This window comes from Robiginitalea sediminis (genome assembly GCF_002198115.1).
Classification (GTDB): Bacteria; Bacteroidota; Bacteroidia; order Flavobacteriales; family Flavobacteriaceae; genus Robiginitalea; species Robiginitalea sediminis.
This window is the reverse complement of record NZ_NGNR01000001.1, coordinates 1,281,952-1,306,520: the sequence shown is the minus strand read 5'-3', so window position 1 is coordinate 1,306,520 and position 24,569 is coordinate 1,281,952. Positions and strand designations below refer to the sequence as shown.

Below are 24,569 nucleotides of genomic sequence, written 5' to 3'. Positions count from 1 at the left end.
ATTCAATAAAAGGAAAGGAAGGCTGCAGGCCTTCCTTTTTTTATGGGGATGGGGTATCCAGCAGGGATGCGATCACCAGATCGAGGTAGGGTTGGATGCCCGGGTCGGTGCAATTGGTAAGGATACTGACCAGCCAGCCCGATTCCGGGTAGATGAAAAAGTTGCTATACCCTCCTACTCCGTTGCCAATATGCCCGAAGTACCGCCTGCCCGAAGCATCCTGACTGACCTGCCAGCCCAACCCGTACCAGGTAGGGGTTCCTCCTGCCGTATACCCTTTGAGGAACTCCCTCAGGACGGGCTCCGGGGCTACACGCCCCTCCAGATAGGCCTTTCCCAGGCGGGTAAGGTCCGAAACGGTGGAAAGGTACCCGCCCCCTGCCAGTTTAAACCGGTTGTCTACGGGGATGGCCGGACGAAACCCTCTGCGTTGCCGGGTGTAGCATGCTGCCTGCCCCGGCACCCTGCTTCCCGGGACCTCCTGGGTGGTTTGCACCATGCCAAAGGGTTCGGTAACCTGTTTTCGGACCAGTTTGTGGAAAGGCATCCCTGCCACCCGCTCCATGGCCAGGGAAAGCAGGATAAAATCGAAGCTGTTGTATTGGAAACCCGTACCCGGGGGGAAGAGCAGGGGATCATCCCGGAAGACCTCCAGGCTATCCGCGATGCTATATGGGCGGTTCAGAGCCCATTCCTTTCCCCTGTAACCGCGGAGCCCGGCCGTGTGGGCGGCAAGCTGTCTCAGGGAGATGCCTTTATGGGGAAATTCCGGGACATAGCGTTCCAGAGGGTCGTCCAGACCAAGCTGCCCGGCAGCGACCATCCGGGCCAGGGCCGTAGCTGTGATGGGCTTGGAAACGCTGGCCACGCGGAAAACGGTTTGCTCCGGGCGGACAGGGGTATTGCTTTCCAGGCAGGCATAGCCATATCCCTTTACCAGGACCGGCCTTCCATCCCGGATGGCAGCAACCGCCAGTCCGGGAACCCGGCCTTCCGTGACCAGAGCCTGCAACATGGCGTCGGCCTCCCCGGCAACAGGGTGTTCCGGCCTGGAGGAAGTGGTCTCCGAAACCCCAAAAAATCCCAGTATGGTATTCCAGAACCCGTTGCTCATTCCCCTACAAATAACAACCTGCCGCGGAATAATTCTTCCACCGAAATTTCATCCGGACGGTTAAAGGCGCGCACATCCCCATACCCCCGGATTACCCCTTCAATCCGGTCTGTCGGGTACACTTCCATGGCATTGCTCCCCCGGTGGTCAATGCGCACGATTCCGGCTTGCAGCCCGCCAGCTTCCACCCGGGAATCGCCGGCAGCCACCCGCACTTCCAGCAGGCTGGCCGTACCGCGCAAGCGGAAATAGGCAATCCCGTTAGAGACGACCCGTACCCGACCCCCGGACAGTTCCAGGTCGAAGGTGCCATCGGTAGTCTCGGTTTCCTCATTCTGGAAACTCTCGGAGATGAGCCTTAGGTCCGTAAACCCAAGGGGGCCTTCGCTTACTATGGGGAGCCCGGTACTGCTCCGTACCTCGGACAGGTCGGGCACTGTGACCCAAATGGTGGTATTGCCATAAGACCGGAAAAGGTTACAGGTGTTTTCATTGCGCAGCTCCAGGGTACCGTCCACTACGGTTGCAGAAATCTCAGGCAACAGGTTTTCCCCGGTTTGAACCCGCACCTCCTGTTGGGGCCCCTGCCGGAGCACCAGGCGGATGCGCTCAAATACCGTAATGCGCTCAAAGGAGGGGACGTCGAGTTCCACCTCAACGGTCTTCCCGGAGGATTGCAGGCAATCCGGGGCATTCTCCCCGCACCCGGCCAGAGCCAGGATGCACAGCAGGACGATATGGATATACTTTAATCTCATAGGCGGATCCCGATTCCGAATTCCAGGGCTTCAGCCTTTGCCGCGTGGGACTTGAGGCTTATGGCACCAAACCACTGTTTCCCGAAATACCGCTTGATGCCCACGCGGTTATATACCCGCCCCTCGAAATCGAAGGGGTAGTAGATGTAATAGCCCAACTGAGTTATCACGCTGATTTTATTGACAAAGAGTTCATGGCCCAGGAAGAGGCCCACCCGCCGGTAATCGGACCCGGGGTCTACCGAGAGTTCCGGGAAGGCTGTGGCCTGGAACCGGATCAGTTCCTTCAGGAAATTGGAAAAATAGGCATCTGCCCCTATCTGGAAGGCACTGAGGCGGCCCACGCGCTTGTCTGCATAGGCCGAGAAGATGTAGAAAGGGAATTGCCCGGACCCGATGACGTCGCTTTCATTTACCCCGGAGCGAAAAACCAGGTTCAGCCGTACGGGTTCCGGGGTAAACGGGTCTTCGGCCATTCGGTATTCGGGCAGCTCCCCCTCCCCCAGGTGGTAGACCAACCCGGCGGTCAACCCGAGGGTATTGGTGGAGGTGTTGGGGGCCTTTACATTGGCATTGGAATAGTGGACCAGGGCGATCCCGGCCCGCAGCCCCAGGCGGCCCCAAAGGCGTTCGCGGTGGTACTGCAGCATCAGGTAGGTAGAGCTGAGCAGGTGGGTCCCGTAGGCATTGTTGCGGAAGTTGGTTTCCGCATCGTAGGGATTGGTGTTATAGGCGATCCCCTGGCCGATGCGGAACTGCATCTGGCGCCGGAGGAAATAGAAATTGTAATGGAGGTAAAGGCCCAGGTTATGACCCAGGGTAGGCTCTGCCATATCCTGGTAGATCAGGGATACCCCGGTGTCCGGGTAGTTAAAGCGCCCCTGCCAGGGTTCTTCCCCGAAGGTTTTGGTATTCCACCCCAGGATAAAGCCTGCCGGATGGCCCTGTATCAGGTGGGTAATATCCGGGTTGTGCAGGAGGATGGACCCGTAAAACGGATTAAAATCCAGAGTAGTATGGCGGTCAGACTCCTGGCCCCGAAGGCACGGGATAGCCAAAAGCCCGCATAACAGAATGACACCTGCGCTTCTCATGCAGGCCAAAGGTAAGGCTTTTTAGATGCCGGGGCACGGGCGTGCCAGCCTAGAAAACGGCCCGGGCAATAGCCTTGATGTTGTCCGATTTCCCCATGGAATAATAGTGCAATACGGGGACCCCGGCCTCGCGGAGTTCGCGCGATTGCTCGATGGCCCATTCAATACCCACTTCCCTCACGGCCTGGTTGTCCTTACAGGCCTCCACGGCTTCTACCAACACTTCCGGCAGTTCCGTACGGAAGACCTGTGGCAGCAATTGCAGGTGGCGCTTTACCGCAATGGGTTTGATCCCCGGGATGATAGGCACCTGTATGCCGGCTTCCCGGCAGAGGGCCACAAACTCGAAATATTTGCGGTTGTCGAAGAACATCTGGGTCACAATATAGTCGGCCCCCAAATCCACCTTGTGCTTGAGCCACCTCAGGTCTGAAGGCAGGGAGGGCGCTTCCATGTGCTTTTCCGGGTACCCGGCCACCCCAATGCAGAAATCCGGGGCATTGTCTGTTTCCACCACATCGTGGAGATAATTACCCTGGTTCAGGTCGGCGATTTGCTTTACCAGTTGGGAGGCATAGGTATGCCCGCCCGGGGTTGGTTCGAAATACTTCTGCTCCTTCATGGCATCCCCCCTGAGGGCCATGACGTTATCGATGCCCAGGTACTGGCAATCTACCAGCAGGTACTCGGTCTCCTCCCGGGTAAACCCCCCGCAAAGCACATGGGGGATGGTGTCCACATCGTATTTGTGCATAATGGCGGCACAGATACCCAGGGTCCCCGGACGCATGCGGGTCACCCGCTTGTCGTAGAGCCCGTCCCGATCGATGTAGACGTATTCCTCCCGGGAGGTGGTGACGTCGATAAAAGGCGGGTTGAACTCCATAAGCGGGTCTATATTGCTGTAGAGTTCCTCGATATTCCGCCCCTTTACAGGGGGGATTACCTCAAAGGAAAACAGGGTTTCCTTGGCCTTGGCGATATGTTCGGTAACTTTCATCTGCTAACGTGCTGATTCCATTCTTTTTTTTACGTCTGTGCCAGGTTGGGTTGGAGCCATTTTAGCGCTTCCTCGACCGGTATCCTCCGCCTTTCGGCATAGTCTTCCACCTGTTCCCGGGTAATCTTGCCAAGCCCAAAATACCGGGCCTGGGGGTGGGCAAAATAATACCCGCTAACACTGGCGGCAGGCCACATGGCCAGGCTCTCGGTGAGGCGTACCCCAATCTGGTTTTCCACATCGAGGACCTTCCAGAGGGTTTTCTTTTCCAGGTGGTCCGGGCAGGCCGGGTACCCGGGGGCCGGGCGTATACCCTGGTAGGCTTCGCGGATCAGGGCCGCATTGTCTAAGGTTTCCTCCGGCGCATAGCCCCAGTAGCGGATGCGGATTTCCCGGTGCAGGTATTCCGCAGCTGCCTCCGCCAGGCGGTCGGCCAGGGCCTTCACCAGGATACTGCGATAGTCGTCCAGGTTGTCCTGGTACGCTGCGGCCAGGGTTTCCGCCCCGTGGACCGTAACGCAGAACCCACCCATATAATCCGTCAGGCCGGTATCGGCAGGGGCGATAAAATCGGCCAGGGCCAGGTGGGGTACCCCCTCCTTTTTCCCGCTTTGCTGGCGCAGGGTGAGGAAGCGCTCCGGGGGGGCGCCCTCCCGGCGGATTTCAATGTCGTCTGTCCCTACCGTGTTGGCAGGAAACAGCCCGAAAACCGCCTGGGCTTTTAGGGAACCTTCGCGGATCACCTGGCGAAGCATGGCCCGCGCATCTGCATAAAGGCTTTTCGCCTGCTCCCCCACAACCTTGTCCTCCAGGATATCCGGATACCTTCCATGCAGGTCCCAGGCCCTGAAAAACGGGGACCAGTCTATATAGGGCTCCAGCTTTCGAAGGTCTATCAGGTCCAGGCGCTGCACGCCCAACTGACGGGGCACCGCGATATCCGATGGGTTCCATTCCAACCGAAGGCGATTTTCCCTGGCGGCCTCCAGCCCCAGGTAGGATTTGGCCTTCCCGCGCTTTTGGAACCCTTCCCGGAATTCGGCATAGGATTCCTTCACCGAGCGGGCATACCTTTCTCCTTCTTTCTTGTTCAACAGGTCCCCGGCAACGGTAACTGCGCGGCTGGCATCGGTCACATAGACCACTGGGCCGTTGTACACCGGATCGATTTTTACGGCCGTATGGGCCTTGCTTGTAGTGGCCCCGCCAATGAGCAATGGGAGCTGCATCCCTTCCCGCTCCATTTCGGAGGCCAGGAAGACCATTTCGTCCAGGGAAGGGGTAATCAGCCCGCTAAGGCCAATCATATCCACCTGGTGTTCCCGCGCTGCAGCGAGGATTTTTTCCGGGGGGACCATAACCCCCAGGTCCGTGATCTCATAATTATTGCAGGCCAGCACCACGCTAACAATGTTCTTCCCAATGTCGTGGACATCACCCTTCACGGTAGCCAGCAGCACCTTGCCGGCCTTGCCGCCGGCCGAAGCCTTCCCGGCGTTGGCTTCCTCGATAAAGGGGGTCAGGTAGGCCACAGCCTTTTTCATTACCCGGGCCGATTTAACCACCTGGGGCAGGAACATTTTCCCGCTGCCAAAGAGGTCGCCCACCACATTCATCCCGGTCATCAGGTGGCCTTCAATAACCTCAATGGGTTCTTCCGCCGCCTGTCGGGCCTCCTCCACATCCGCCACGATATAGGCGTCTATCCCTTTTACCAGGGCCCGGGTAATGCGCTCCTGCAAGGGGGCTTCCCGCCATGTAAGGTCCTCGGTACGCTCCTTCTGGGCCCCTTCCACCGTCTGGGCATACTCCAGAAGGCGCTCAGTAGCATCTTCCCGCCGGTCCAGCAGGACGTCCTCCACATAGGTCAGGAGTTCCCCGGGGATGTCGTCGTACACCTCCAGCAGGGTGGGGTTCACAATCCCCATATTCATACCCGCACGGATGGCGTGGTACAGAAAGGCCGAGTGCATGGCTTCCCGCACCGTGTTGTTCCCCCGGAAACTGAAGGAGACGTTGCTGACCCCCCCGCTCACACTGCAATGGGGAAGGTTCTCGCGTACCCACCGGGTGGCCTCAATAAAATCCACGGCATTGCGGCGGTGCTCCTCCATCCCGGTGGCCACAGGGAAAATATTTAAATCGAAAATGATGTCTTCCGGCGGAAAACCCGCCTTTTCGGTCAGGAGGCGGTAGGACCGTTCGGCGATTTCAATCCGCCTCTGGTAGGTGTCCGCCTGCCCGACCTCATCGAAGGCCATGACGATGACAGCGGCCCCGTAGCGGCGGATCTTCCGGGCCTGCTCCAGGAAAACAGCTTCCCCTTCCTTCAGGCTGATGGAATTCACCACGCACTTCCCCTGGACTACCTGCAAGCCGGCCTCCAGGATTTCCCACTTGGAACTGTCTATCATGACCGGGACCCGGGCGATATCGGGCTCCGCCATCATCAGGTTCAGAAAAGTAACCATAGCCTTTTTCCCGTCAATAAGGCCATCGTCCATGTTCACATCTATGATCTGTGCCCCGCCTTCCACCTGTTCGCGGGCAACCTCCAGGGCCTCCTCGTACTGCTCTTCCTTGATGAGCCTGAGAAAACGCCGGGACCCGGCCACATTGGTGCGCTCCCCCACGTTGATGAAATTGCTTTCCCGGGTAATGACCAGGGCCTCGAGGCCCGAGAGTTTCAGGTATCGCGCTTCTCCACTCATCCTTTAGTCCTGTTGTTGGATTTTGGATTTTGGCCCCTTGCGTATTCGGGGTGGGATTTGGAATCCAATTCCACTTCCACCTTCCTGGGAGCGTATTCCTTCACCAGTTCGGCCAGCACCCTGATATGGTCCGGGGTTGTGCCGCAACAGCCACCGATAATATTCACCAGGCCCTTCTCCAGGTATTCCCGGATCTGACCGCCCATTTGCTCCGGGGTCTGGTCGTACTCCCCAAAGGCATTGGGAAGGCCGGCATTCGGGTGGGCCGAAACCGCACCGGGGTTCCTTTTGGCCAGCACCTCCAGGTAGGGCACCAGTTGCTTGGCCCCCAGGGCGCAGTTAAGCCCTACGGACAACAGCGGCAGATGGGAGACAGAGATCAGGAAGGCTTCCGGGGTCTGGCCGGAGAGCGTGCGGCCGGAAGCATCCGTAATCGTACCGCTTACCATGACCGGGATATCCTCCCCCCGGGCTTCCAGGGCTTCTTCAATAGCGAAAAGGGCAGCCTTGGCATTGAGGGTGTCAAAGACCGTCTCAACGAGCAGCAGGTCGGCCCCGCCGTCCAGCAGCCCTTCGACCTGCTCCCGGTAGGCATCCCGGAGCTGCGTAAAGGTGATGGCCCGGTACCCCGGGTCATTGACGTCCGGGGACATACTCGCGGTCTTGTTTGTGGGGCCAATGCTCCCCGCAACAAATCGCGGCTTGTTTGGGTTTAGCCGGGTCATACGGTCTGCTTCTTCCCGGGCCAGGGCGGCGGAGGCCTTGTTGAGTTCGTAGGCCAGGTCCTCCATCCCGTAATCCGCCATCCCCACGGAGGTGGAGGAAAAAGTATTGGTCTCTATAATGTCTGCCCCCGCTTCCAGGTATTTGCGGTGGATTTCCGAGATAGCCCCGGGCTGGGTCAGGGAGAGCAGGTCGTTGTTTCCCTTCAGGGAAGAGGGCCAGTCCCGGAACCGCTCGCCGCGAAAGTCGGCCTCGGTAAAGGCATATCGCTGCAGCATGGTCCCCATGGCACCGTCCAGTACCAGGATGCGTTGGTTCAGTATGGATCGAATATCCGGCATAATCGTCATCGGTTTTCTGGGCCTTCATACAAGGGCCCGGGCACCGTTTTGGGAAATACGAGAAAAGGAGAAGAGGTGGCTGTTCGCCAGGTCGTTATCTGCCCGGGCAGGCCGGATAGAATGTAGCACCTTCTCCGGCACACGGCCGAAGGGTTGCTAAGGCTTCCCAGGGTCTATTCCCTCCACCTTTCTCGATAACCAAAACAGGGTGGCAATGAACTGGCGCAAAGTAACGGCACCACCCCTTTAAAAGCAAGCTATCCCGGGGATTTTTACGATGTTCAGCGCCAAAAAAAACCGCCCGGCACCCCATTGGGCACAAGGCGGAACGGTCGCTCTTTTGCGCAAACAGCCTCAGGCGATGGCGCGAACCACTTCTTTTTTCGCTTCCTTTTTGCTGCCGTCGAACCCGTTGATACCCCCCACGGTAGTGTACTTCATCACATAGCGTTTACCGGGGTGGACCACCTGGTAGGCGCTCTGGCACATAACGGCTGCCTCGTGGAAGCCGGAAAGGATGAGTTTGAGTTTTCCCGGGTAGGTGTTGACATCCCCAACGGCATACACCCCCGTGATGTTGGTCTGGTAATCGTAGGCGTTGTTCACCTTAATGGCATTCTTCTCGATTTCCAGCCCCCAGTTCCCGATGGGCCCGAGCTTGGGGGAAAGGCCAAACAGGGGGATAAAGGCATCCGCCTCCACATAGGTCTGGGCTTTGGCCGGGTCGTTGTGGGTTATTTCAAGGGCCTTCAGGCCGTTGTGGTCCCCGATGAGCCGGTTCACCTGGGCTTCGGTGTGCAACCGGATGCTGCCCCCTGCCGCCAGGGCCGAGGCCTTGTCTACCGAGTCCTGAGCCCCGCGGAATTCGTTGCGGCGGTGGACCAGGTGCAACTCGGAAGCCAGGGGGGCCAGGTGGATGGCCCAGTCCAGGGCAGAATCCCCCCCGCCTGCTATCACCACCTTCTTACCCCGGTACGCCTCCGGGTCCTTAACCATATAGGCTACCCCCCGGTCTTCGAACTGCTCCAGGTCCGGGATCTGCGGTTTGCGGGGCTCAAAAGAGCCCAGCCCCCCGGCAATGACCACTACCGGCGCCCGGTGGGGGGTACCTTTATCGGTCCGTACGGTAAACTGCCCATCCTCCCCTTTTTCGAGGGTTTCGGCCCGTTCCCCCAGGGTAAACCCGGGACGAAAAGGCCGGATCTGCTCCATGAGCCGCTCTACCAGGTCGCCTGCCAGGATTTCCGGGTAGGCCGGGATATCGTAGATGGGTTTCTTGGGGTAAATCTCGGCGCACTGGCCACCCGGTTGGGCCAGGGCGTCTATCAGGTGGCACCTCAGGCCCAGCAGCCCGGCTTCAAATACGGTGAACAGCCCGGTAGGGCCCGCCCCAATAATGAGTAAATCGGTTTGTATCATGATGCTGTTTCGCTTTTGTCGGCAACCAGCTGTTGGGTTACCCGGTTCATCTCTTCCACTTTGGTCTGAAAACTGGCCGCCAGGGTTTGGCGGTAGGCCCGGAGGTGTTCCACCAGCTGGCTGATGTCCTCCGGGAGGACGGCCTCGAAGTACTCCCGCAACCGCTTGGCCGTGGTGGGCGACTGCCCGTTGGTGCTGATAGCCACCTTTACGTGCCCCTTGGTCACGATACTTCCCATGTAGAAATCGCACAGGGGCGGGTTATCGGCCACATTGACCAGGATATGCCGGCTGCGGCAGTCCCGGTAAATGCGCTCGTTGACTGTTGTGTGGTCTGTGGCAGCAATGACCATATGCTTGCCTTGCAGGAAGCCGGCATGGTACTCCCCGTGGACCAGGTGTGCCCGGAATTGAGCGGCCACCTCCCGGGTGCCTTCCCTGAAGAAAGGGGCCACCAGGGTTACCCGGGCATCCGGGCTGGATTTGGTCAGGAAATGTAGTTTCTCCTCGGCCACATAACCCCCGCCAACGATAAGGATTTCCAACTGGGAGGTTTTCAAAAAAATGGGATACAGGTTATTTCGTTTCATGCGGTGCGTATCAGGGCCGGGTCGGAGAACCCGGCGGTTTTCAGTTCGTTGAGCAGCGGGGTCACATTCCGGTGCAACCGGACGGCCTCCCCGACCACGATAACGGCCGGGCTGCGGAGTCCTGCGCGGGTTACCCGCTCCCGGATGTCGCATACGGTACCCACTACCATCTGTTCGGCCCGGGTACTCCCCTCCTGGATAACGGCAACGGGCAAACCGGCCTTTCCCTCGGCTGCAAAGCAGGCCATGATCTGCCCCAGATGGGACATCCCCATGAGGACAACAACGGTAGCGGAAGACTTGGCCGCCAGGGCCACGTCCCGGCTGAGCTGGTGGTCCCTGGTGGTGCCGGTAACCACCCAGAAACTCTCGGCTTCACCCCTGAGGGTCAGGGGGATATGTCGCAGGGCCGGTACGGCCAGGGCAGAAGACAGCCCGGGGATAATTTCGGTTTCCATCCCGTGGGCCTCCGCGTATTCCATCTCTTCCGAACCCCTGCCGAATATGAAAGGGTCTCCCCCTTTAAGGCGCACCACATGGCCACGGGTGCGTCCCAGTTCCACGATCAGCTCGTTGATCTGGGGCTGCAGGTAGGCCGCACAGCCTTTGCGTTTGCCCACAAAGATGTGTTCTGCCTTGGGGGCGTGTGCCAACAGGTCGGTGGCCACAAGGGCATCGTACAGGACTACGTCCGCCTGCCCCAGGGCCCGGATGGCTTTCAGGGTAATGAGTTCCGGATCTCCCGGACCCGCCCCCACCAGGGTGAGCTTACTTCGCGGTATCATGGGCCAGGGTTTGGGCGCGGAAGGTTTCCGCCAGTTTCACAAAATCTGTAGCCTGTTTCAGGTAGTCTGCTGCAAACCCGGCATCCGGGGCATGACGGTTCATCCGGAACACCGCTTCAGAGAAGGATTCGCTGCCCGGTATCCGGAGGGACTGCCCCAGGTGGGTATCGAAATCCCGGAGTATACCTGCATGGGTATTGGTCGGGATATCCCCGGCGGTAAGGAGGGCTTTGGCGGCGTGGATATGGGCGCTGTAGGCCCAATACACGGACGAAGCCCATTTTCCCTGAGCCAGGGCTTCCCCTGCCTGATCCAGTTTTTCCCTTGCCTCCAGCAGGAGGGTGGCTACCAGGTCTATCACCACCCCGGCGCATTCCCCCACCCCAATGGCCTTCTCGTACTTTTCGCGGCTGCCCCAATCGATAAAATCCGAATCCGACAAGGCCTCGACCTCTGAAAGGGGTTTCAGCAGGTTGTAAAAGTAAGCTTGTCCCTGACTACTGTAATAGTCGTGGTAGGGCTGTCCCTTGCCGTTCTCCCGATAATCGTCCAGGATATCCCTGAGGGCCTGAGGCCCGCGCTTAGATGGGATCTTAATGACTTTGTCTGCGAAAACCCCTGACCCGCCACCGAGGTTTCCACCCCCTAGCAGGACCTGCAGGGCCGGGGCCACCCGTTTGTCCGGGGTCCGGATAGACATCCCCTGGAAGCCGATATGGGCCATGGTATGCTGCCCGCAGGCGTTCATACACCCGCTGATCTTAATTACCACATCGCTGTTGCCCAGGTATTCCGGATATTCCTCGGCCAGGACGCGTTCCAGTTCCGTAGCGATGCCGGTACTGCTGGCAATACCCAGGTTACAGGTATCCGTTCCCGGGCAGGCCGTAATATCGGCTGCCGTGTTGTAGCCGGCAGCTCCCAGACCCAGCTCCCGGAGCTGCAGGTAGAAATAGGGGAGCCACCGTTCCTTTACAAAGGGGATCAGGATGTTCTGCCGAAGGCTAAGGCGTAGTTCCCCTGCAGCATATTGCCGGACCAGGGCCGCGAGTAGGCGGGCCTGGTCTGTGGTAAAATTCCCCAGGAAGACCCGCAGCCCGATGGCACAATACCCGGCTTGTTTCTGGGGGATGACGTTGGTGGCTTTCCAGGCACGAAAGGCCTTTGTATCCGCTATCGCGGGGATTTCAGGGGCGCTTACGGCAGGTGCCGGTATCGGATATGCCGCTGCATCTATGGGGTATTCCCTGAACGTAAGGGCCGGATACTGCGCTTCAATGTGCTCGCGGAAGGCCTCCAGACCTAAGTCTTTCAGCAGGAATTTCATGCGGGCCTTGGCGCGGCTTTTTCGCTCGCCATACCGATCGAACACCCGGAGGATGGCCTCCATTAATGGGATAACCTGATTTTCCGGGAGGAACTCATAAAGCGTATCCGCGTGCCGGGGCTGGGCACCCAACCCCCCGCCAACCAAAACCTTAAACCCGCGCACCTTGCCCTGAAGGCGGGCAATAAAACCCAGGTCGTGCATGTAAGACAGGCCTGTATCGGCCTCGGAGGCGGAAAAGGAAACCTTGAATTTCCGGCCCATTTCCTGCCCTACCGGGTTTCGGAGGAAGTATTCAAAAACCGCCTGGGCATATGGGGAAACATCGAAGGGTTCCCGGGGGTCGATCCCGGCCGTTTCGCTGGCGGTCACATTGCGGACCGTATTCCCGCAGGCTTCCCTAAGGGTTACGGCGTCTTGTTCCAACTCGGCCCAGAGCTCCGGGGTATCCTCCAGGTCTACATGGTGGATCTGGATGTCCTGGCGGGTGGTAATGTGGAGTTTGCCATTGGAGTACCGGTCGGAGACGTCTGCAATACGCTCCAGCTGCCGTGCCGTGAGCTTCCCATAGGGGATTTTGATCCGCACCATCTGCACCCCGGGCTGGCGTTGTCCGTAAACGCCCCGGGCCAGACGCAGGCTGCGGAACTTTTCCTCATCGACCCCACCCTCCCGGAATGCGCGGATCTTCCGCTCCAGTTCAATGATGTCGCGGGCAACGACGGGGTCTTCGATTTCGGTTTGAAAACTTTTCATTATATATTTTTCCGATAGGTTATATAGACTAATAAGCGCAAAAGAACCGGATACACTCTATTTAAAAGTCAGATGTGCAAACCACACTCCCGGTTGGCCAGGACTTTGGTTGGGTCGAAGTACTGGTGCTCGTTTGGCAGGCCGTTGCGGCTGAGGTAGACATCCAGTTCTGCATCGTTCCAGTGGTAAAACGGGCTTACCTTTAAAACCCCGTCCCTGCCAATACTGAGGATGTCCAGGGTATCCCGGTGGGCGGTCTGCCCCTTTCGCAGGTTGGCAAACCAGATATCGGGCTGGTGCTCGGCCATGGCACGACGGAAGGGTTCCAGCTTCACCTGCTCCGTGAAGCGGGCGTGGTTAGGGTCATCGATATCCGGTACCCCCATCAGGGCATCCCGACGGGCCGCGGTGATTTCCGGGATGTAGATGCGCATATTCAGGTCCAGCCGTTCCATAAGGACTTCCGCATGCCTGTAAGTCTGGGGGGTATTGTACCCGGTATCGCACCAGATGACGGGGATATCCCTGCGGATTTCGGTTACGGCATGGAGGATGGCTGCAGCATACGGGCCAAAATTCGTAGTCAGGACCGGCCTGCGGGCATGCTCTATGGCCCAGGAAATAATCTCCTCCGGGGGTATGCCCCGAAGCTGTTGGTTGAGGTGTCGGATTTGCGCGCCGTCAAACTTCATTTTATTTATCCTATTGATTTGGTAGACTTTTCAAATCTACATCACTTTTCGGAAACCCAATACCAAACTGCGTTAATTTTCACATAAATCCTATCGTTTTTATAGATTTATAAAAAACGTGAGGGGTTTTTATGGATTATGTTACCGCTGGCCACGGAGTTTGCGGAATCTAAAGGATATCGGCCAAAGTATTGTGACGGTAGACCTCAAGGGCGCTGTCCCGCACCTGCAACATGAGCTTATGCACGGCACAGGAGGCCTCGTCCGGGCAATCGGCACAGGGTTCGTAGAAGTTAAGGCTCACACAGGGTACCATGGCAATAGGGCCTTCCAGAACCCGCATTACGCTGGTCATTGGAATGTCTTTGGGGTCCTTGATGAGGTAGTACCCCCCGCCTTTACCTTTCCTGGAACCTAAAAACCCGTTTTTGCGCAGGGTCAGCAGGATGCTCTCCAGAAACTTCTGGGAGATGTTTTCTTCCCGTGCTATTTCGGCGATCTGCACGGGTTGGCGGTCCTTCCGGCTGGCCAGGTAGGCCAGGGCCTTTAACCCGTATTTGGTTTTCTTGGAGAGCATAGGGCTAAGGTACGAAAAATGATGCTCCTACCCCCCAACATGGTCCAGAGCCTGACCCAGGTCCGCACAAATATCCTCCGGGTGTTCCAATCCTACCGAAATACGCACCATCCCATCCGTAATACCGCTTTCCGCCCGTTCTTCCGCACTGAGTTTACTGTGCGTTGTGGAGGCCGGGTGGGTTACAATGCTTCGGGTGTCCCCCAGATTGGCAGACAGGGAAAGCAAGCGGATGTGGTCGAAAAAGGTCCGGCCACCCTCCACTCCCCCGGCAACCTCAAAGGCTACTACGCAGCCCCCGGCTTTCATTTGCTTACGCGCCAGGTCGTATTGGGGGTGGCTCTTTAAAAACGGGTATTTTACCCAGTTTACCTTGGGGTGGGCCGAAAGGAATTCAGCCACTTTAAGGGCGTTATCGCAATGCCGGTCTACCCGGACGGGCAGGGTTTCCATACTCTTGGAAAGGAGCCAGGCGTGAAACGGGGAAAGGGCCGGGCCGGTAATCCGCGCAAAACGGTACACCCGGTCTATCAGGTCGTGGCTTCCCACGGTAATCCCGGCCAGGACCCTGCCCTGACCGTCCATGAGTTTGGTGCCGGAATGGATCACCAGGTCTGCCCCGAAACGGATGGGCTGTTGCAGATACGGGGTGGCAAAACAGTTGTCTATAACCAGCAGCAGGCCGTGTTTTTTCGCCAGCTTCCCCAGGGCTTCCAGATCCAGGATATCCACCCCCGGGTTGGTGGGGGATTCCGCATACAGGATCCGGGTATTGGGCCGGATCAGGGCCTCGGCCTCCTCCAAACGGTCGAACCGGAAATAGGAGTGGTCTATGTTCCACTTGGGGAAGATCTGGGTCAGCAGCGTATGGGTGGACCCGAAGACGGAGCGGCTGGCCAGGATGTGGTCGCCACTGTCCAGCAGGGCTGCCAGGGTGGAATAAACCGCAGCCATCCCGGAGGCGAAGGCAAAACCAGCTTCGGCCCCTTCCATCCGGGCGACTTTCTCGATCCATTCTGAGGTATTGGGGTTGGAATAGCGGGAATACAGGATGCGGTCCTTTTCCTCTGCAAAAGACGCCCGCATGTCCTCCGCATCTTCGAAAACAAAGCTGGAACTCAGGTAAACGGGGGCCGAGTGCTCCATAAAGTCCGAGCGTTCGAGCTGGATTCGGATGGCGTCGGTTTCCGGGTGGTTCTTTTTCATGGTTCAGATTTCTGATAGGTTAATGTGTATGTCCCCTCTGGGCAATCCGGAGGATATCCCCGAAGACTCCCCGGGCGGTTACGGCGGCGCCTGCCCCCGCACCCTGGATCACCAGGGGGTTTTCCCCGTAGGATTCGGTATAAATCTCAATAAGGCTGTCTGCCCCGCGGACCTGCCCCAGGGGAGTGTCTTCGGAAACTGCGATAAGCTTGACTTCCAGGGTGCCCCGGTCCTGCTGCAGGTCCCCGGAAAGCTCCCCGACATACCTCAGGACCTGCCCGGGTTCCAGGGCCTGTCGCTGGGCCTCGAAGGTACGGTCCAAAAGGGTACTACCGGAGGTAAAGTCCTCGTAAGACCCTTCCCTGAGGGCTTCCGGGATCAGGTTTTGGATGCGGACATCCTCAAATTCATTTTTCAGGTCCAGCTCCCGGGCCAGGATCAGGAGTTTGCGGCCTACATCGTTCCCCGAGAGGTCTTCCCTGGGGTCCGGTTCCGTATACCCCCGCTTTACCGCTTCCTCCAAAATGGCGCTGAACGGGGCGTCCGAGGTCGAAAAGGTATTGAAAATATAGCTCAGGGATCCCGAAAACACCCCCCGGATACGGGTGATGTTCTCCCCGGAGAGGTGCAGCAGGGCTATGGTATCGATCAGGGGAAGGCCGGCGCCCACATTGGTTTCATACCGGTACTGCTTCTGATGCCGTTGCAGCTTTTCCCTCAGCCCCCGGTACGAACCGTATGGGAGGGTATTGGCTACCTTGTTGGAGGAAACCAGGTCGAACCCCCCCTGAACAAAGGCCTCGTAATGACCCACAAACTCCCGGGAAGCCGTATTGTCTACTGCAATGAGGTTCTCCAGGTGGTGGGTCCGGGCGTAGGCGAAGACATCCTTCAGGTCATACCCCTCCGGTGCCCCTTCCAGGCGGTCCCGCCAATCCGGGCCAACCCCCTTGTGGTCGGTAACCAGGCGCCTGGAACTGGCCAGGGCAAAGATATTGAGCCGTATCCCCTTCCTGGCTTCGATCTTGGCCGCCGAAGCGAGCAGCTGGTCCACCAGGGTACCGCCCACCTGCCCTACGCCAAACACGGCCAGGTTTACTTTCTTACTGATCCCAAAAATCTGCCCGTGGATCACGTTGAGCGCCTTGAGCATATCGGCTTTGCGGACCACCAGGCTCACATTGCGCCCGGTAACCGCATTGTTGAACAGCAGCGGCACCACCTGGTTGCGGATCAGGGCGTTATACGGTTTGTGGAAGGTGCTCAGGTCCTGCCCCACGATGGAGATGACAGAGACGTCTTCCGTTATATGGATCCGGCTGATATCGCGCCGGCGGAAATCCTCTTCGAACTCCGCTTCCAGGGCCGCGCGTGCCCGGTTAGCCATCTGCGCTTTTACCACCAGGCCAATGCCCCGTTCCGACGACCCCTGGGAAATGATTCCCACGCTTACCCCGCTCTGGCCTAAGGCCCGGAAGATCCGGGCATCCACCCCGACTTTCCCCAGAAGCCCGCGCCCCTCCAGGTGGATCAGGGCCTCCTGCTCAATCACGGAAAGGGACCGGATGCCCTCCGGGCTGGGTTTGGCACTGATCAGGGTGCCACCGCTGCCCGCCCCGAAAGTATTGAGGATCCGCAGGGGGATGTTTTTTTCCAGGAGAGGGATGATGGTCTTCGCATGGAGGATGGTAGCCCCGAAATTGGCCAGCTCATTGGCCTCGTCGAAAGAGAGTTGCTCTATCCGGCGGGCATCGGGTACCAGTTCCGGGTTGGCCGTGTAAATCCCGTCCACATGGGTGAAGTTCTGCAACTCCTCGGCATTGAGGTAGTTGGCCAGCAGGGAAGCGGTATAGTTGCTCCCATTCCGCCCCAGGGTGGTGGTTTCCCCCTGGGCATTGGATGCGATAAAGCCGGTAACAACCGGGACGCTTCCCCGTGGGAGTTCCCTGAAGAATGCATCTACCTTCCGGCGCGAAGCCTCCTCGTCTATCCGGGCATTGCCAAACCCGGAATCGGTTTGCAGGAGTTCCCGGGCATCGGCCATCACAGCCGGGATGCCCCGCTCCTGCAACAGGCCCGTCACCCACCGGGCAGAGATAAGCTCGCCCTGTGCCAATACCTCATCCTTTACTTTGAGGCTGTAATCCCCCAGTAGCTGTACGCCTTCCAGCAGACGTTCCAGGTTTTGGAAGGCGTCCTGCAGGCCGGGTTGTACCCCTTCCGGGGCCTGGTAGGTGCGGAAGGCTTCCAGGTCCTCCTGGTAAGGCTTCCCCTCCGAGGCCCGCTGCAACAGGGCTTCGAGCTGGTCGGTGGCCTTTTCGCGGGCCGAGAGGACCACCAGCAGGCGTTCCCCTTGCTCCACCTTTTCGCAAATGATATCCAGGACCCGTTCAATCCCGTCCCCATTGGCCAGGGATTTCCCCCCGAACTTGAGTACGCGGAGCCCACGGGTCTCCCCATCCGGGGCAAAGACCGGGCGCAGCAGCTCCTCCATTTGCCGGAACTCGATCAAAAAAGCATCGTGCCCGTGCACGGACCGGATTTCCCCGTAGGTAACCTTGCTGCTGGCCTGTGCCAGTTGTTTATAGGTCTCCTTGTTCTCGGCTGCGGTAAAGAACAGGTCGGAATCCACCCCAATGATATGGATATGGGTATCGGACTGCTGCAAGGCCTGGAAGGCTGCCTCCCCGTTGCGGGTAATGTCTATGGTTTTCAGGAGCTGGTTGGTGAGCTTGTAGGCCGCCAGCTGGAAACGCTCCTGCAACTTTTTCCCATGGTGCAAGAGCCAGCTTTCCACATTAAAGACCTGCAACTCCTGGTTGGTACTGCGCTGAAAACGCTGCTTGAAGGACTCCGGGGTCCGGTAGCAGAGCATGGCATGCATGCGCGCATCGTGGACCGGTTGTTTGGAATTGACCAGGAATTGCTCCTGAATCTGGCAGTTGGCAATAAGCCAGTCCGTAGACTTCCAGTCCGAAGCCACCGGGATCAGGTGGTGGGCCAGGCCGGGCCGCAGCGCTGCCATTTCCCAGGCAATCCCTCCGCCCAAAGAACCGCCAATAAGGGCGTACAATTTGCCTACCCCCAGGGCATCGAGGCCCGAGAGGAAAATCCGGGCAATATCGGCCGCCACAAAGTCCTTGTAGTTGTCTATCAGGAACTCGTCATACCCATTACCGGGCACGTTAAAACACAAAACCGCATACACCCCGGTATCGATGCATTTCCCGGGGCCCACAAGGGCGGTCCACCAGCCGTCAGGACCCGCCACATTGGAGTTGCCGGTCAGGGCATGGTTAACCAGTACCACAGGGGCCGATTCCAGGGGTTGCCCGAAATGCTGGTATGAAAGGCGGATGGGCTGGGTCACCCCGCTAAAGGTGGTATAGGCATCCAGGTGGATATGTTGCAAGGCATTGGCTTCCATAAGCGCACATTTTCCGGCCATCCCGGCCGGATCGGTTCAAAAAAAATGACGTTAAGAAGAAATGGAAGCGGGAGTGCCCCGGGGGTGTTATCTGCCCCGGCAAAACCGGGTTAGAACGTAGCACCTTCATCGGCTAAAAACCGAAGGGTTGCTAAGGCTTCGCAGGGTCTAGTCCCTCCGCCTTTCTTGATAACGTAAACAGTATACTACGGAACGTATGGGGGCAAATATAGGCAACCCGCCGGGAAATTGGCCTATGCCCCCTTGTTTTTTAAAGCCCGAAGGCCTTCTTTACATCTTCCACCGCATCGAGGTTCTCCCAGGTGAACAACTCCACCTCGCAGCTGACCTTTCCGTTGTACGGGGACTCGAACACCTTGGTTTTTACCTCGGGTGCCTTCCCCATATGGCCATAAGCCGCTGTTTCCTCATATATAGGCTGGCGCAATTTCAATTTCTCCTCGATGGCAAAGGGGCGGAAATCGAACACTTCGGCCACCTTCCGGGCGATATCCCCGTCGGAAAGGCCTACCTGTGCCGTCCCGTAGGTGTTGACGTAGATCGAGGTGGGCTCCACCACCCCGATGGCGTAGCTCACCTGTACCAGGATCTCGTCGGCTACCCCGGCCGCTACCAGGTTTTTCGCCGCATAGCGTGCGGCGTAGGCCGCGCTGCGGTCCACCTTGCTGGGGTCCTTCCCACTGAAGGCCCCACCCCCGTGGGCTCCCTTGCCCCCATAGGTGTCCACCACAATCTTACGGCCGGTAAGGCCGGTATCCCCATGGGGCCCGCCAATCACGAATTTGCCTGTAGGATTGATATGATAGGTGATGTCCGGGCCGAACAGCTTCTGCAGCCGCTCGGGCAACTGCCCGATGACGCGTGGCATCAGCAAAGCAATCATGTCGCTTTTGATTTTGGCCAGCATGGCATCCTCATCGGCATCGAAAGGGTCGTGCTGGGTGGAAATCACAATGGTATCCACCCGCAGGGGCTGGTTGTCGTCCGAATATTCCACCGTTACCTGGGCCTTGGCATCCGGGCGCAGGTAAGGGATCTGGGTACCCTCGCGCCTCATGTCGGCCAGTTCCCTGAGGATGGTATGGGAAATCTCCAGTGCCAGGGGCATATAGTTATCTGTTTCCCGGCTGGCGTACCCGAACATCATGCCCTGGTCGCCCGCGCCCTGCAGTTCCTTTTCCCCCCGGTCTACCCCCCGGTTGATATCGGGGGATTGTTCGTGGATCAGGGAGATCACCCCGCAGGAATCCCCGCTGAACTGGTATTCCCCTTTGGTATAGCCGATGCGGTTGATGACATCGCGCGCAATTTGCTGCAGGTCCACATAGGTATGGCTCTTGACTTCGCCGGCCAGGACCACCTGCCCGGTGGTAACCAGCGTTTCACAAGCCACCTTGCTCTCCGGGTCGAAGGCCAGGAAATTATCGAGGAGCGCATCGCTGATCTGGTCCGCAATCTTATCCGGGTGCCCCTCGCTTACGGACTCCGAGGTAAACAAATATGCCATATTGGATTTCTTTGGGGACAGCAGACTGAAGGAAAATGCCGGAAACAGTGGCGCAGGCCCCCGAAGCGGGAAGGATCGCAAACTGCTTTAGCATTTTTGGCGGCTGGTGTGGCCCGAGGTTGCAATCAGTCAAATCTATCCTCGTTATTCGCAAGGCCAAAGGTAAGGGTTTTGCGGGAAAATCAAACCGCGGCAGCTTCGGTTTTTTTTGGGGTTTTTCCCACCCGGTTCTCCTTTCAGGGTCCGTCTTATCTTTGTATATTACCCCCTGTTTTTAAACGACCAACCTTAAACCATTTCTCAGATGCACATTGCGGTTGCAGGCAATATCGGCGCCGGTAAAACCACCCTCACTCAGTTGCTTTCCAAGCACTACAAGTGGGAGGCCCATTTCGAGGATGTCGTGGACAACCCGTACCTGGACGATTTCTACACCCAGATGGAGCGGTGGAGTTTCAACCTGCAGATCTACTTCCTGAACAACCGCTACCGGCAGATCCTCAAAATCCGCGAAAGCGGGAAAAATGTGATCCAGGACCGCACCATCTATGAGGATGCCCACATCTTTGCGCCCAACCTGCACGCTATGGGCCTGATGACCAACCGCGACTTCCAGAACTACATCAGCCTTTTTGAACTCATGGAATCCCTGGTGCAACCCCCGGACCTGCTCATCTACCTGCGCAGTTCCATCCCCAACCTGGTCAACCAAATCCACAAGCGGGGGCGGGACTATGAAAATTCCATTTCCATTGACTACCTCAGCCGCCTGAATGAACGCTACGAGGCCTGGGTGCACGGGTACGAAAAAGGGAACCTGCTGATCATAGACGTAGACCACCTGGATTTTGTGGATAACCCCGAACACCTAGGCGAAGTCATAAACAAGATAGACGCCGAAATCCACGGCCTTTTTTAGGGTGCCTTATACAAGGCCCAGGCCTCTGGCGTGGTGCAGCACCTCTTCCGACTCCTGAACCAGTAAAACAGGCACCTCCTTTTCCCGTGAAATGAGCTCCCGCACCCGCCGCATGCGGCCCCGGTGCCTTACGGAGCGGAGGTAAATCGCCGCCACACGCCCCGGAAATCGGCCCGCCAGCTCCAGGTAGATATCCGCGTCCCGCTCCCCGCTGTCCCCAATAAGCACAAATGGAAGATCCGGATACGTTTTCAGGATGTTTTCGATTTCGTGTTGTTTATGGGGTGCCCCGCCCCGGCGACGCGAGAGGAAACTCGCCATGGACCGCAGCAGAATGGGGCCTTTTGGAAAGGCATTGCGGGTGAGGAAGTAATCCAGGTACCGGTAGAGGTTCCAGGGGCTGTGACTCACATAGAATACGGGATTGCCACACTGCCCCCCCACACCCCCGTGGAGTTTGTGGTAGAGTTCCGGTGCCCCGTGCAGGGGAATCCGGCTCTCTGCCCGCTTGAATACCGTATTGGCAATCACCTGCCATTTCAGGTAGGAGGTAACCCCGGTGTGGAGGATGGTATCATCGATGTCTGTAATAATGCCGAAGCGGGCCGTTTGGGGTGGGATCAGCAACTCCCCCCCGAAGCGGTTCTCCCGCAGAATGGGCCGGCTCAGGCCTTCCGGAACATAGGAAACCGTATAGGGCACCCAGCCCTCAGCATCGGCCAGGGCATTCAGGCCCGGGTGCGCCTGGTCCAGGAGATAGTACCCGTCCTTGTCGGTTTGGAGGGCGTAGGAGGCACCCCCCAGGGTGAGGTGCAAGGGGGTGTTGCGCACCTCATCGGTTTCGAAGCGCTTCCAGGTGCTCAGCAGCAATTGGAGGGTCCCTTTGCGGCCCAGGTCTATGGCCTCGTCTTCCAGGGCGCGGCCCCGGGCATACAGGTGGGAGGACGTCCCGTAACTGCGGAACGTCACAATCTGAAGCGGATCCTTTCTTCCCAGCCAGCCCATTCGCTTTTCGTTTACAGGCCGGAACACCTGCGCCCCGGCAGGCTGAAGATACCCACACCGGACGGACCGGGCAAACCCGGGGGCCAAAAAAGCAGGACCCCGGCCGAATGGCCGGGGTCCTGGTACTTATGGTAACGAACCGGTTACTGTTGCTGTTCGATCTTTACCTCTTTCTCCACTCGGATTTTCGCCCCGGAGGCTTCTCCGAGTTGCTCGACCTGGGCCTTTACAGATTCCAGGTCTCCGGTGAACTGCTCCTCACTGACCTGCTGCTGCCCGTCCTGCTCTGTGGTAGTAGTCACCAGGGCAGTGTAGGTGCCGTCTTCGTTAGACTCCATCTTCACTTCCACCCGCTTGCTCACTTCGGACTTCTGCTCGGCATACGCTATGGCGGAATCCGCAGAGAGGGCAATACTGGGGGCAATAACCAGGGCCACAACAGAGATGAGTTTCAACAGGATGTTCAGGGAAGGTCCGGAGGTGTCCTTAAATGGATCCCCAACAGTATCCCCAACAACAGCTGCCTTGTGGGCATCCGTACCCTTGCGGCCCTGCTCCTCGATCATCTTCTTGGCGTTGTCCCAGGCGCCACCGGCGTTAGACTGGAAGATCGCCATCAGCACCCCGGCAGAGGTAACCCCTGCCAGCAGCCCGCCGAGCATTTCGGCCCCGCCGATAAAGCCTACGGCAACAGGTACGGCAATGGCCAGCAGGCCGGGCAGTACCATTTCCTTGATGGAAGCTTTTGTAGAAATGGCCACACATTTCTCGTATTCGGCTTTGCCATCCGCAGCATCGAATACTTTGCGGTCTTCGGCAGAGGCCTTGCTCATATCGGAGTTGTACTTACGCATCACCTCCAGGGCATTTTTCAGCTCGGGGATGTCGCGGAACTGGCGGCGTACCTCCTCAATCATGGCCATGGCAGCGCGGCCAACGGCATTCATCGCCAAGGCAGAGAACACAAACGGCAGCATGGCACCTACCAGGAGTCCGGCCATAATGTCCGGCTGGCTTACGTCAATAGAGGTTACGTTGGCTGTCTTCATAAAGGCAGCAAAGAGGGCCAGGGCTGTCAGGGCAGCAGAAGCAATCGCAAAGCCTTTCCCGATGGCAGCTGTGGTGTTCCCCACGGCATCCAGTTTGTCGGTGCGCTCACGCACCTCCTTAGGCAGTTCGGACATTTCAGCGATTCCGCCCGCGTTATCGGAAATCGGTCCATAGGCGTCAACAGCCAGCTGAATTCCGGTATTGGCCAGCATCCCTACGGCTGCAATCGCAATTCCGTACAGCCCGGCATAGTAGTGCGATACCAGGATGGCAGCAGCAATCAGCAGGATCGGGATGGCGGTGGACATCATACCCACGCCCAGTCCGGCAATGATATTGGTCGCGGATCCGGTTTCGGACTGACGCACAATAGAGCTTACCGGCTTGGTTCCGGTGCCCGTATAATATTCGGTCACCTTACCAACCAGCAGGCCGGCAACCAGACCGGCAATGGTAGCCAGGAAAACGCCAAAGGAGGTGAATTCTTTTCCGCCTTCCATCCAGCTTTCCGGCAGCATGCCGTCAATCAGGAAGTAAGACGCGATCAGCATCAGACCGGCCGAACCGAATTCCCCGATGTTCAGTGCCGTGTGGGGAGATCCTCCGTCCTTTACCCGGACAAAGAAAGTCCCGATAATGGACATCACAATCCCTACCCCCGCCAGGGCCAGCGGCAGGTAAACAGCCCCAAGGCCCTCGAAGGCCTGTTGAAACTCCGGAATGCCTACAAAGGTGGCACCCAGCACCATGGTCCCGATAATGGAGCCTACATAGGACTCAAACAGGTCGGCACCCATACCGGCTACGTCCCCAACGTTGTCCCCAACGTTATCGGCAATGGTAGCAGGGTTCAGGGGGTGGTCTTCCGGAATACCGGCTTCAACCTTCCCAACCAGGTCGGCACCTACGTCGGCCGCCTTGGTGTAGATCCCCCCACCCACACGGGCAAAGAGGGCAATGGAAGAAGCGCCCAGGGAGAATCCGGACAGCACGTTCAGGACTTCGGAAATGGCCCAGCCCTGGCCGCTATAGATCATAAACAAACCGCTCAGGCCCAGAACTCCGAGGCCTACAACGCCCATCCCCATTACAGAACCTCCGGCAAAAGCCACTTCCAGGGCTTTGCCCAGGGAGGTCCGGGCGGCGTTGGTAGTGCGAACATTGGCTTTGGTGGCAACCTTCATCCCGATAAACCCGGCCAGGGCGGAACAGATGGCCCCTACCACAAAGGATACGGCAACCATTCCATTGGAACCGGCTTCACTCTCTCCTTTAAAGAAGAGCAGCACGGCTACGGCCGCTACAAAAATCGCGAGGATTTTGTACTCCGCTTTCAGGAAGGACATGGCCCCGTCGGCGATGTTTTTGGCAATACGCGCCATCTTGGCATCGCCCACTTCCTGTTTGGATACCCAGGCGTTCCTTACGAACACGAAGAGCAGCCCCAACAGGCCGAATGCCCACAAATAATTTACGATTTGTTCCATTATGTCAGTTATTTAGAGGTTTGAAACGGCTGCAAAAGTAGTAAAAACGGTTTAGATTTT

18 protein-coding genes and 2 riboswitches are annotated in these 24,569 nt (G+C 58.1%); of the genes, 1 reads left to right on the top strand and 17 read right to left on the bottom strand.

The window, feature by feature from the left end:
• Positions 1-40: 40 nt before the first annotated feature.
• The 15 genes from CA832_RS05805 to metK form a co-directional block, all read right to left on the bottom strand.
• Complete coding sequence (locus CA832_RS05805) at positions 41-1,114, bottom strand: serine hydrolase domain-containing protein (protein ID WP_233131739.1); 1,074 nt, start codon at positions 1,112-1,114, stop codon at positions 41-43.
• A complete protein-coding gene (locus CA832_RS05800) occupies positions 1,111-1,872 on the bottom strand; it encodes a head GIN domain-containing protein (protein ID WP_088340590.1) in 762 nt (253 codons plus the stop codon). Before CA832_RS05800 ends, CA832_RS05805 begins: the two co-directional genes overlap by 4 nt.
• Complete coding sequence (locus CA832_RS05795) at positions 1,869-2,966, bottom strand: acyloxyacyl hydrolase (protein WP_088340589.1); 1,098 nt, start codon at positions 2,964-2,966, stop codon at positions 1,869-1,871. Before CA832_RS05795 ends, CA832_RS05800 begins: the two co-directional genes overlap by 4 nt.
• Before the next feature lie 49 nt (positions 2,967-3,015).
• Positions 3,016-3,966, bottom strand: coding sequence for a methylenetetrahydrofolate reductase [NAD(P)H] (gene metF / locus CA832_RS05790; protein WP_088340588.1), 951 nt, complete (start codon positions 3,964-3,966; stop codon positions 3,016-3,018).
• Between the two features lie 29 nt (positions 3,967-3,995).
• Complete coding sequence (gene metH, locus CA832_RS05785) at positions 3,996-6,677, bottom strand: methionine synthase (RefSeq protein WP_088340587.1); 2,682 nt, start codon at positions 6,675-6,677, stop codon at positions 3,996-3,998.
• The gene (locus CA832_RS05780; protein WP_088340774.1) at positions 6,674-7,741 is read right to left on the bottom strand and encodes a homocysteine S-methyltransferase family protein; all 1,068 of its coding nucleotides are present in this window, start codon (positions 7,739-7,741) and stop codon (positions 6,674-6,676) included. Before CA832_RS05780 ends, metH begins: the two co-directional genes overlap by 4 nt.
• A gap of 91 nt (positions 7,742-7,832) precedes the next feature.
• Positions 7,833-7,942, bottom strand: a riboswitch (SAM riboswitch).
• 153 nt (positions 7,943-8,095) lie between these two features.
• Entirely contained in the window at positions 8,096-9,160 is a 1,065-nt protein-coding gene (locus CA832_RS05775; protein WP_088340585.1) for an NAD(P)/FAD-dependent oxidoreductase, read from the bottom strand.
• The gene (locus CA832_RS05770) at positions 9,157-9,750 is read right to left on the bottom strand and encodes a precorrin-2 dehydrogenase/sirohydrochlorin ferrochelatase family protein (protein ID WP_088340583.1); all 594 of its coding nucleotides are present in this window, start codon (positions 9,748-9,750) and stop codon (positions 9,157-9,159) included. Before CA832_RS05770 ends, CA832_RS05775 begins: the two co-directional genes overlap by 4 nt.
• Positions 9,747-10,535, bottom strand: a complete 789-nt coding sequence (cobA, locus tag CA832_RS05765) for a uroporphyrinogen-III C-methyltransferase (RefSeq protein ID WP_088340582.1) — start codon at positions 10,533-10,535, stop codon at positions 9,747-9,749. Before cobA ends, CA832_RS05770 begins: the two co-directional genes overlap by 4 nt.
• A complete protein-coding gene (locus CA832_RS05760; protein ID WP_088340581.1) occupies positions 10,519-12,618 on the bottom strand; it encodes a HEPN domain-containing protein in 2,100 nt (699 codons plus the stop codon). Before CA832_RS05760 ends, cobA begins: the two co-directional genes overlap by 17 nt.
• Before the next feature lie 68 nt (positions 12,619-12,686).
• On the bottom strand, positions 12,687-13,310 hold the full coding sequence (locus CA832_RS05755; protein WP_088340579.1) for a phosphoadenosine phosphosulfate reductase domain-containing protein: 624 nt from the start codon (positions 13,308-13,310) through the stop codon (positions 12,687-12,689).
• 169 nt (positions 13,311-13,479) lie between these two features.
• The gene (locus tag CA832_RS05750; RefSeq protein ID WP_088340578.1) at positions 13,480-13,887 is read right to left on the bottom strand and encodes an RrF2 family transcriptional regulator; all 408 of its coding nucleotides are present in this window, start codon (positions 13,885-13,887) and stop codon (positions 13,480-13,482) included.
• Between the two features lie 27 nt (positions 13,888-13,914).
• Positions 13,915-15,093, bottom strand: coding sequence for a trans-sulfuration enzyme family protein (locus tag CA832_RS05745; RefSeq protein ID WP_088340577.1), 1,179 nt, complete (start codon positions 15,091-15,093; stop codon positions 13,915-13,917).
• Positions 15,094-15,112: 19 nt separating this feature from the next.
• A complete protein-coding gene (thrA, locus tag CA832_RS05740; RefSeq protein ID WP_088340773.1) occupies positions 15,113-18,520 on the bottom strand; it encodes a bifunctional aspartate kinase/homoserine dehydrogenase I in 3,408 nt (1,135 codons plus the stop codon).
• A gap of 84 nt (positions 18,521-18,604) precedes the next feature.
• Positions 18,605-18,716: riboswitch (SAM riboswitch) on the bottom strand.
• 75 nt (positions 18,717-18,791) lie between these two features.
• On the bottom strand, positions 18,792-20,048 hold the full coding sequence (gene metK, locus CA832_RS05735; RefSeq protein WP_088340576.1) for a methionine adenosyltransferase: 1,257 nt from the start codon (positions 20,046-20,048) through the stop codon (positions 18,792-18,794).
• A gap of 304 nt (positions 20,049-20,352) precedes the next feature.
• On the opposite strand from metK, the gene CA832_RS05725 reads away from it, so the two are divergent.
• Positions 20,353-20,967, top strand: a complete 615-nt coding sequence (locus tag CA832_RS05725) for a deoxynucleoside kinase (RefSeq protein ID WP_088340574.1) — start codon at positions 20,353-20,355, stop codon at positions 20,965-20,967.
• A 6-nt stretch (positions 20,968-20,973) separates the two neighbouring features.
• Here CA832_RS05725 and CA832_RS05720 read toward each other — a convergent pair whose 3' ends face one another.
• Both CA832_RS05720 and CA832_RS05715 read right to left on the bottom strand, forming a co-directional pair.
• Complete coding sequence (locus CA832_RS05720) at positions 20,974-21,972, bottom strand: App1 family protein (protein ID WP_088340772.1); 999 nt, start codon at positions 21,970-21,972, stop codon at positions 20,974-20,976.
• A 143-nt stretch (positions 21,973-22,115) separates the two neighbouring features.
• The gene (locus CA832_RS05715) at positions 22,116-24,509 is read right to left on the bottom strand and encodes a sodium-translocating pyrophosphatase (RefSeq protein ID WP_088340573.1); all 2,394 of its coding nucleotides are present in this window, start codon (positions 24,507-24,509) and stop codon (positions 22,116-22,118) included.
• Between the last annotated feature and the right edge of the window lie 60 nt (positions 24,510-24,569).

Excerpts from the sequence above, each read along its gene's own strand:
- thrA (WP_088340773.1), bottom strand. The coding sequence starts at position 18,520 with ATGGAAGCCAATGCCTTGCAACATATCCACCTGGATGCCTATACCACC.
- CA832_RS05760 (WP_088340581.1), bottom strand. The coding sequence starts at position 12,618 with ATGAAAAGTTTTCAAACCGAAATCGAAGACCCCGTCGTTGCCCGCGAC.
- cobA (WP_088340582.1), bottom strand. The coding sequence starts at position 10,535 with ATGATACCGCGAAGTAAGCTCACCCTGGTGGGGGCGGGTCCGGGAGAT.
- CA832_RS05805 (WP_233131739.1), bottom strand. The coding sequence starts at position 1,114 with ATGAGCAACGGGTTCTGGAATACCATACTGGGATTTTTTGGGGTTTCG.
- CA832_RS05770 (WP_088340583.1), bottom strand. The coding sequence starts at position 9,750 with ATGAAACGAAATAACCTGTATCCCATTTTTTTGAAAACCTCCCAGTTG.
- CA832_RS05780 (WP_088340774.1), bottom strand. The coding sequence starts at position 7,741 with ATGCCGGATATTCGATCCATACTGAACCAACGCATCCTGGTACTGGAC.
- metH (WP_088340587.1), bottom strand. The coding sequence starts at position 6,677 with ATGAGTGGAGAAGCGCGATACCTGAAACTCTCGGGCCTCGAGGCCCTG.
- CA832_RS05755 (WP_088340579.1), bottom strand. The coding sequence starts at position 13,310 with ATGAAGTTTGACGGCGCGCAAATCCGACACCTCAACCAACAGCTTCGG.
- CA832_RS05800 (WP_088340590.1), bottom strand. The coding sequence starts at position 1,872 with ATGAGATTAAAGTATATCCATATCGTCCTGCTGTGCATCCTGGCTCTG.
- metF (WP_088340588.1), bottom strand. The coding sequence starts at position 3,966 with ATGAAAGTTACCGAACATATCGCCAAGGCCAAGGAAACCCTGTTTTCC.
- CA832_RS05795 (WP_088340589.1), bottom strand. The coding sequence starts at position 2,966 with ATGAGAAGCGCAGGTGTCATTCTGTTATGCGGGCTTTTGGCTATCCCG.
- CA832_RS05745 (WP_088340577.1), bottom strand. The coding sequence starts at position 15,093 with ATGAAAAAGAACCACCCGGAAACCGACGCCATCCGAATCCAGCTCGAA.
- metK (WP_088340576.1), bottom strand. The coding sequence starts at position 20,048 with ATGGCATATTTGTTTACCTCGGAGTCCGTAAGCGAGGGGCACCCGGAT.
- CA832_RS05720 (WP_088340772.1), bottom strand. The coding sequence starts at position 21,972 with ATGGGCTGGCTGGGAAGAAAGGATCCGCTTCAGATTGTGACGTTCCGC.
- CA832_RS05725 (WP_088340574.1), top strand. The coding sequence starts at position 20,353 with ATGCACATTGCGGTTGCAGGCAATATCGGCGCCGGTAAAACCACCCTC.
- CA832_RS05750 (WP_088340578.1), bottom strand. The coding sequence starts at position 13,887 with ATGCTCTCCAAGAAAACCAAATACGGGTTAAAGGCCCTGGCCTACCTG.
- CA832_RS05715 (WP_088340573.1), bottom strand. The coding sequence starts at position 24,509 with ATGGAACAAATCGTAAATTATTTGTGGGCATTCGGCCTGTTGGGGCTG.
- CA832_RS05775 (WP_088340585.1), bottom strand. The coding sequence starts at position 9,160 with ATGATACAAACCGATTTACTCATTATTGGGGCGGGCCCTACCGGGCTG.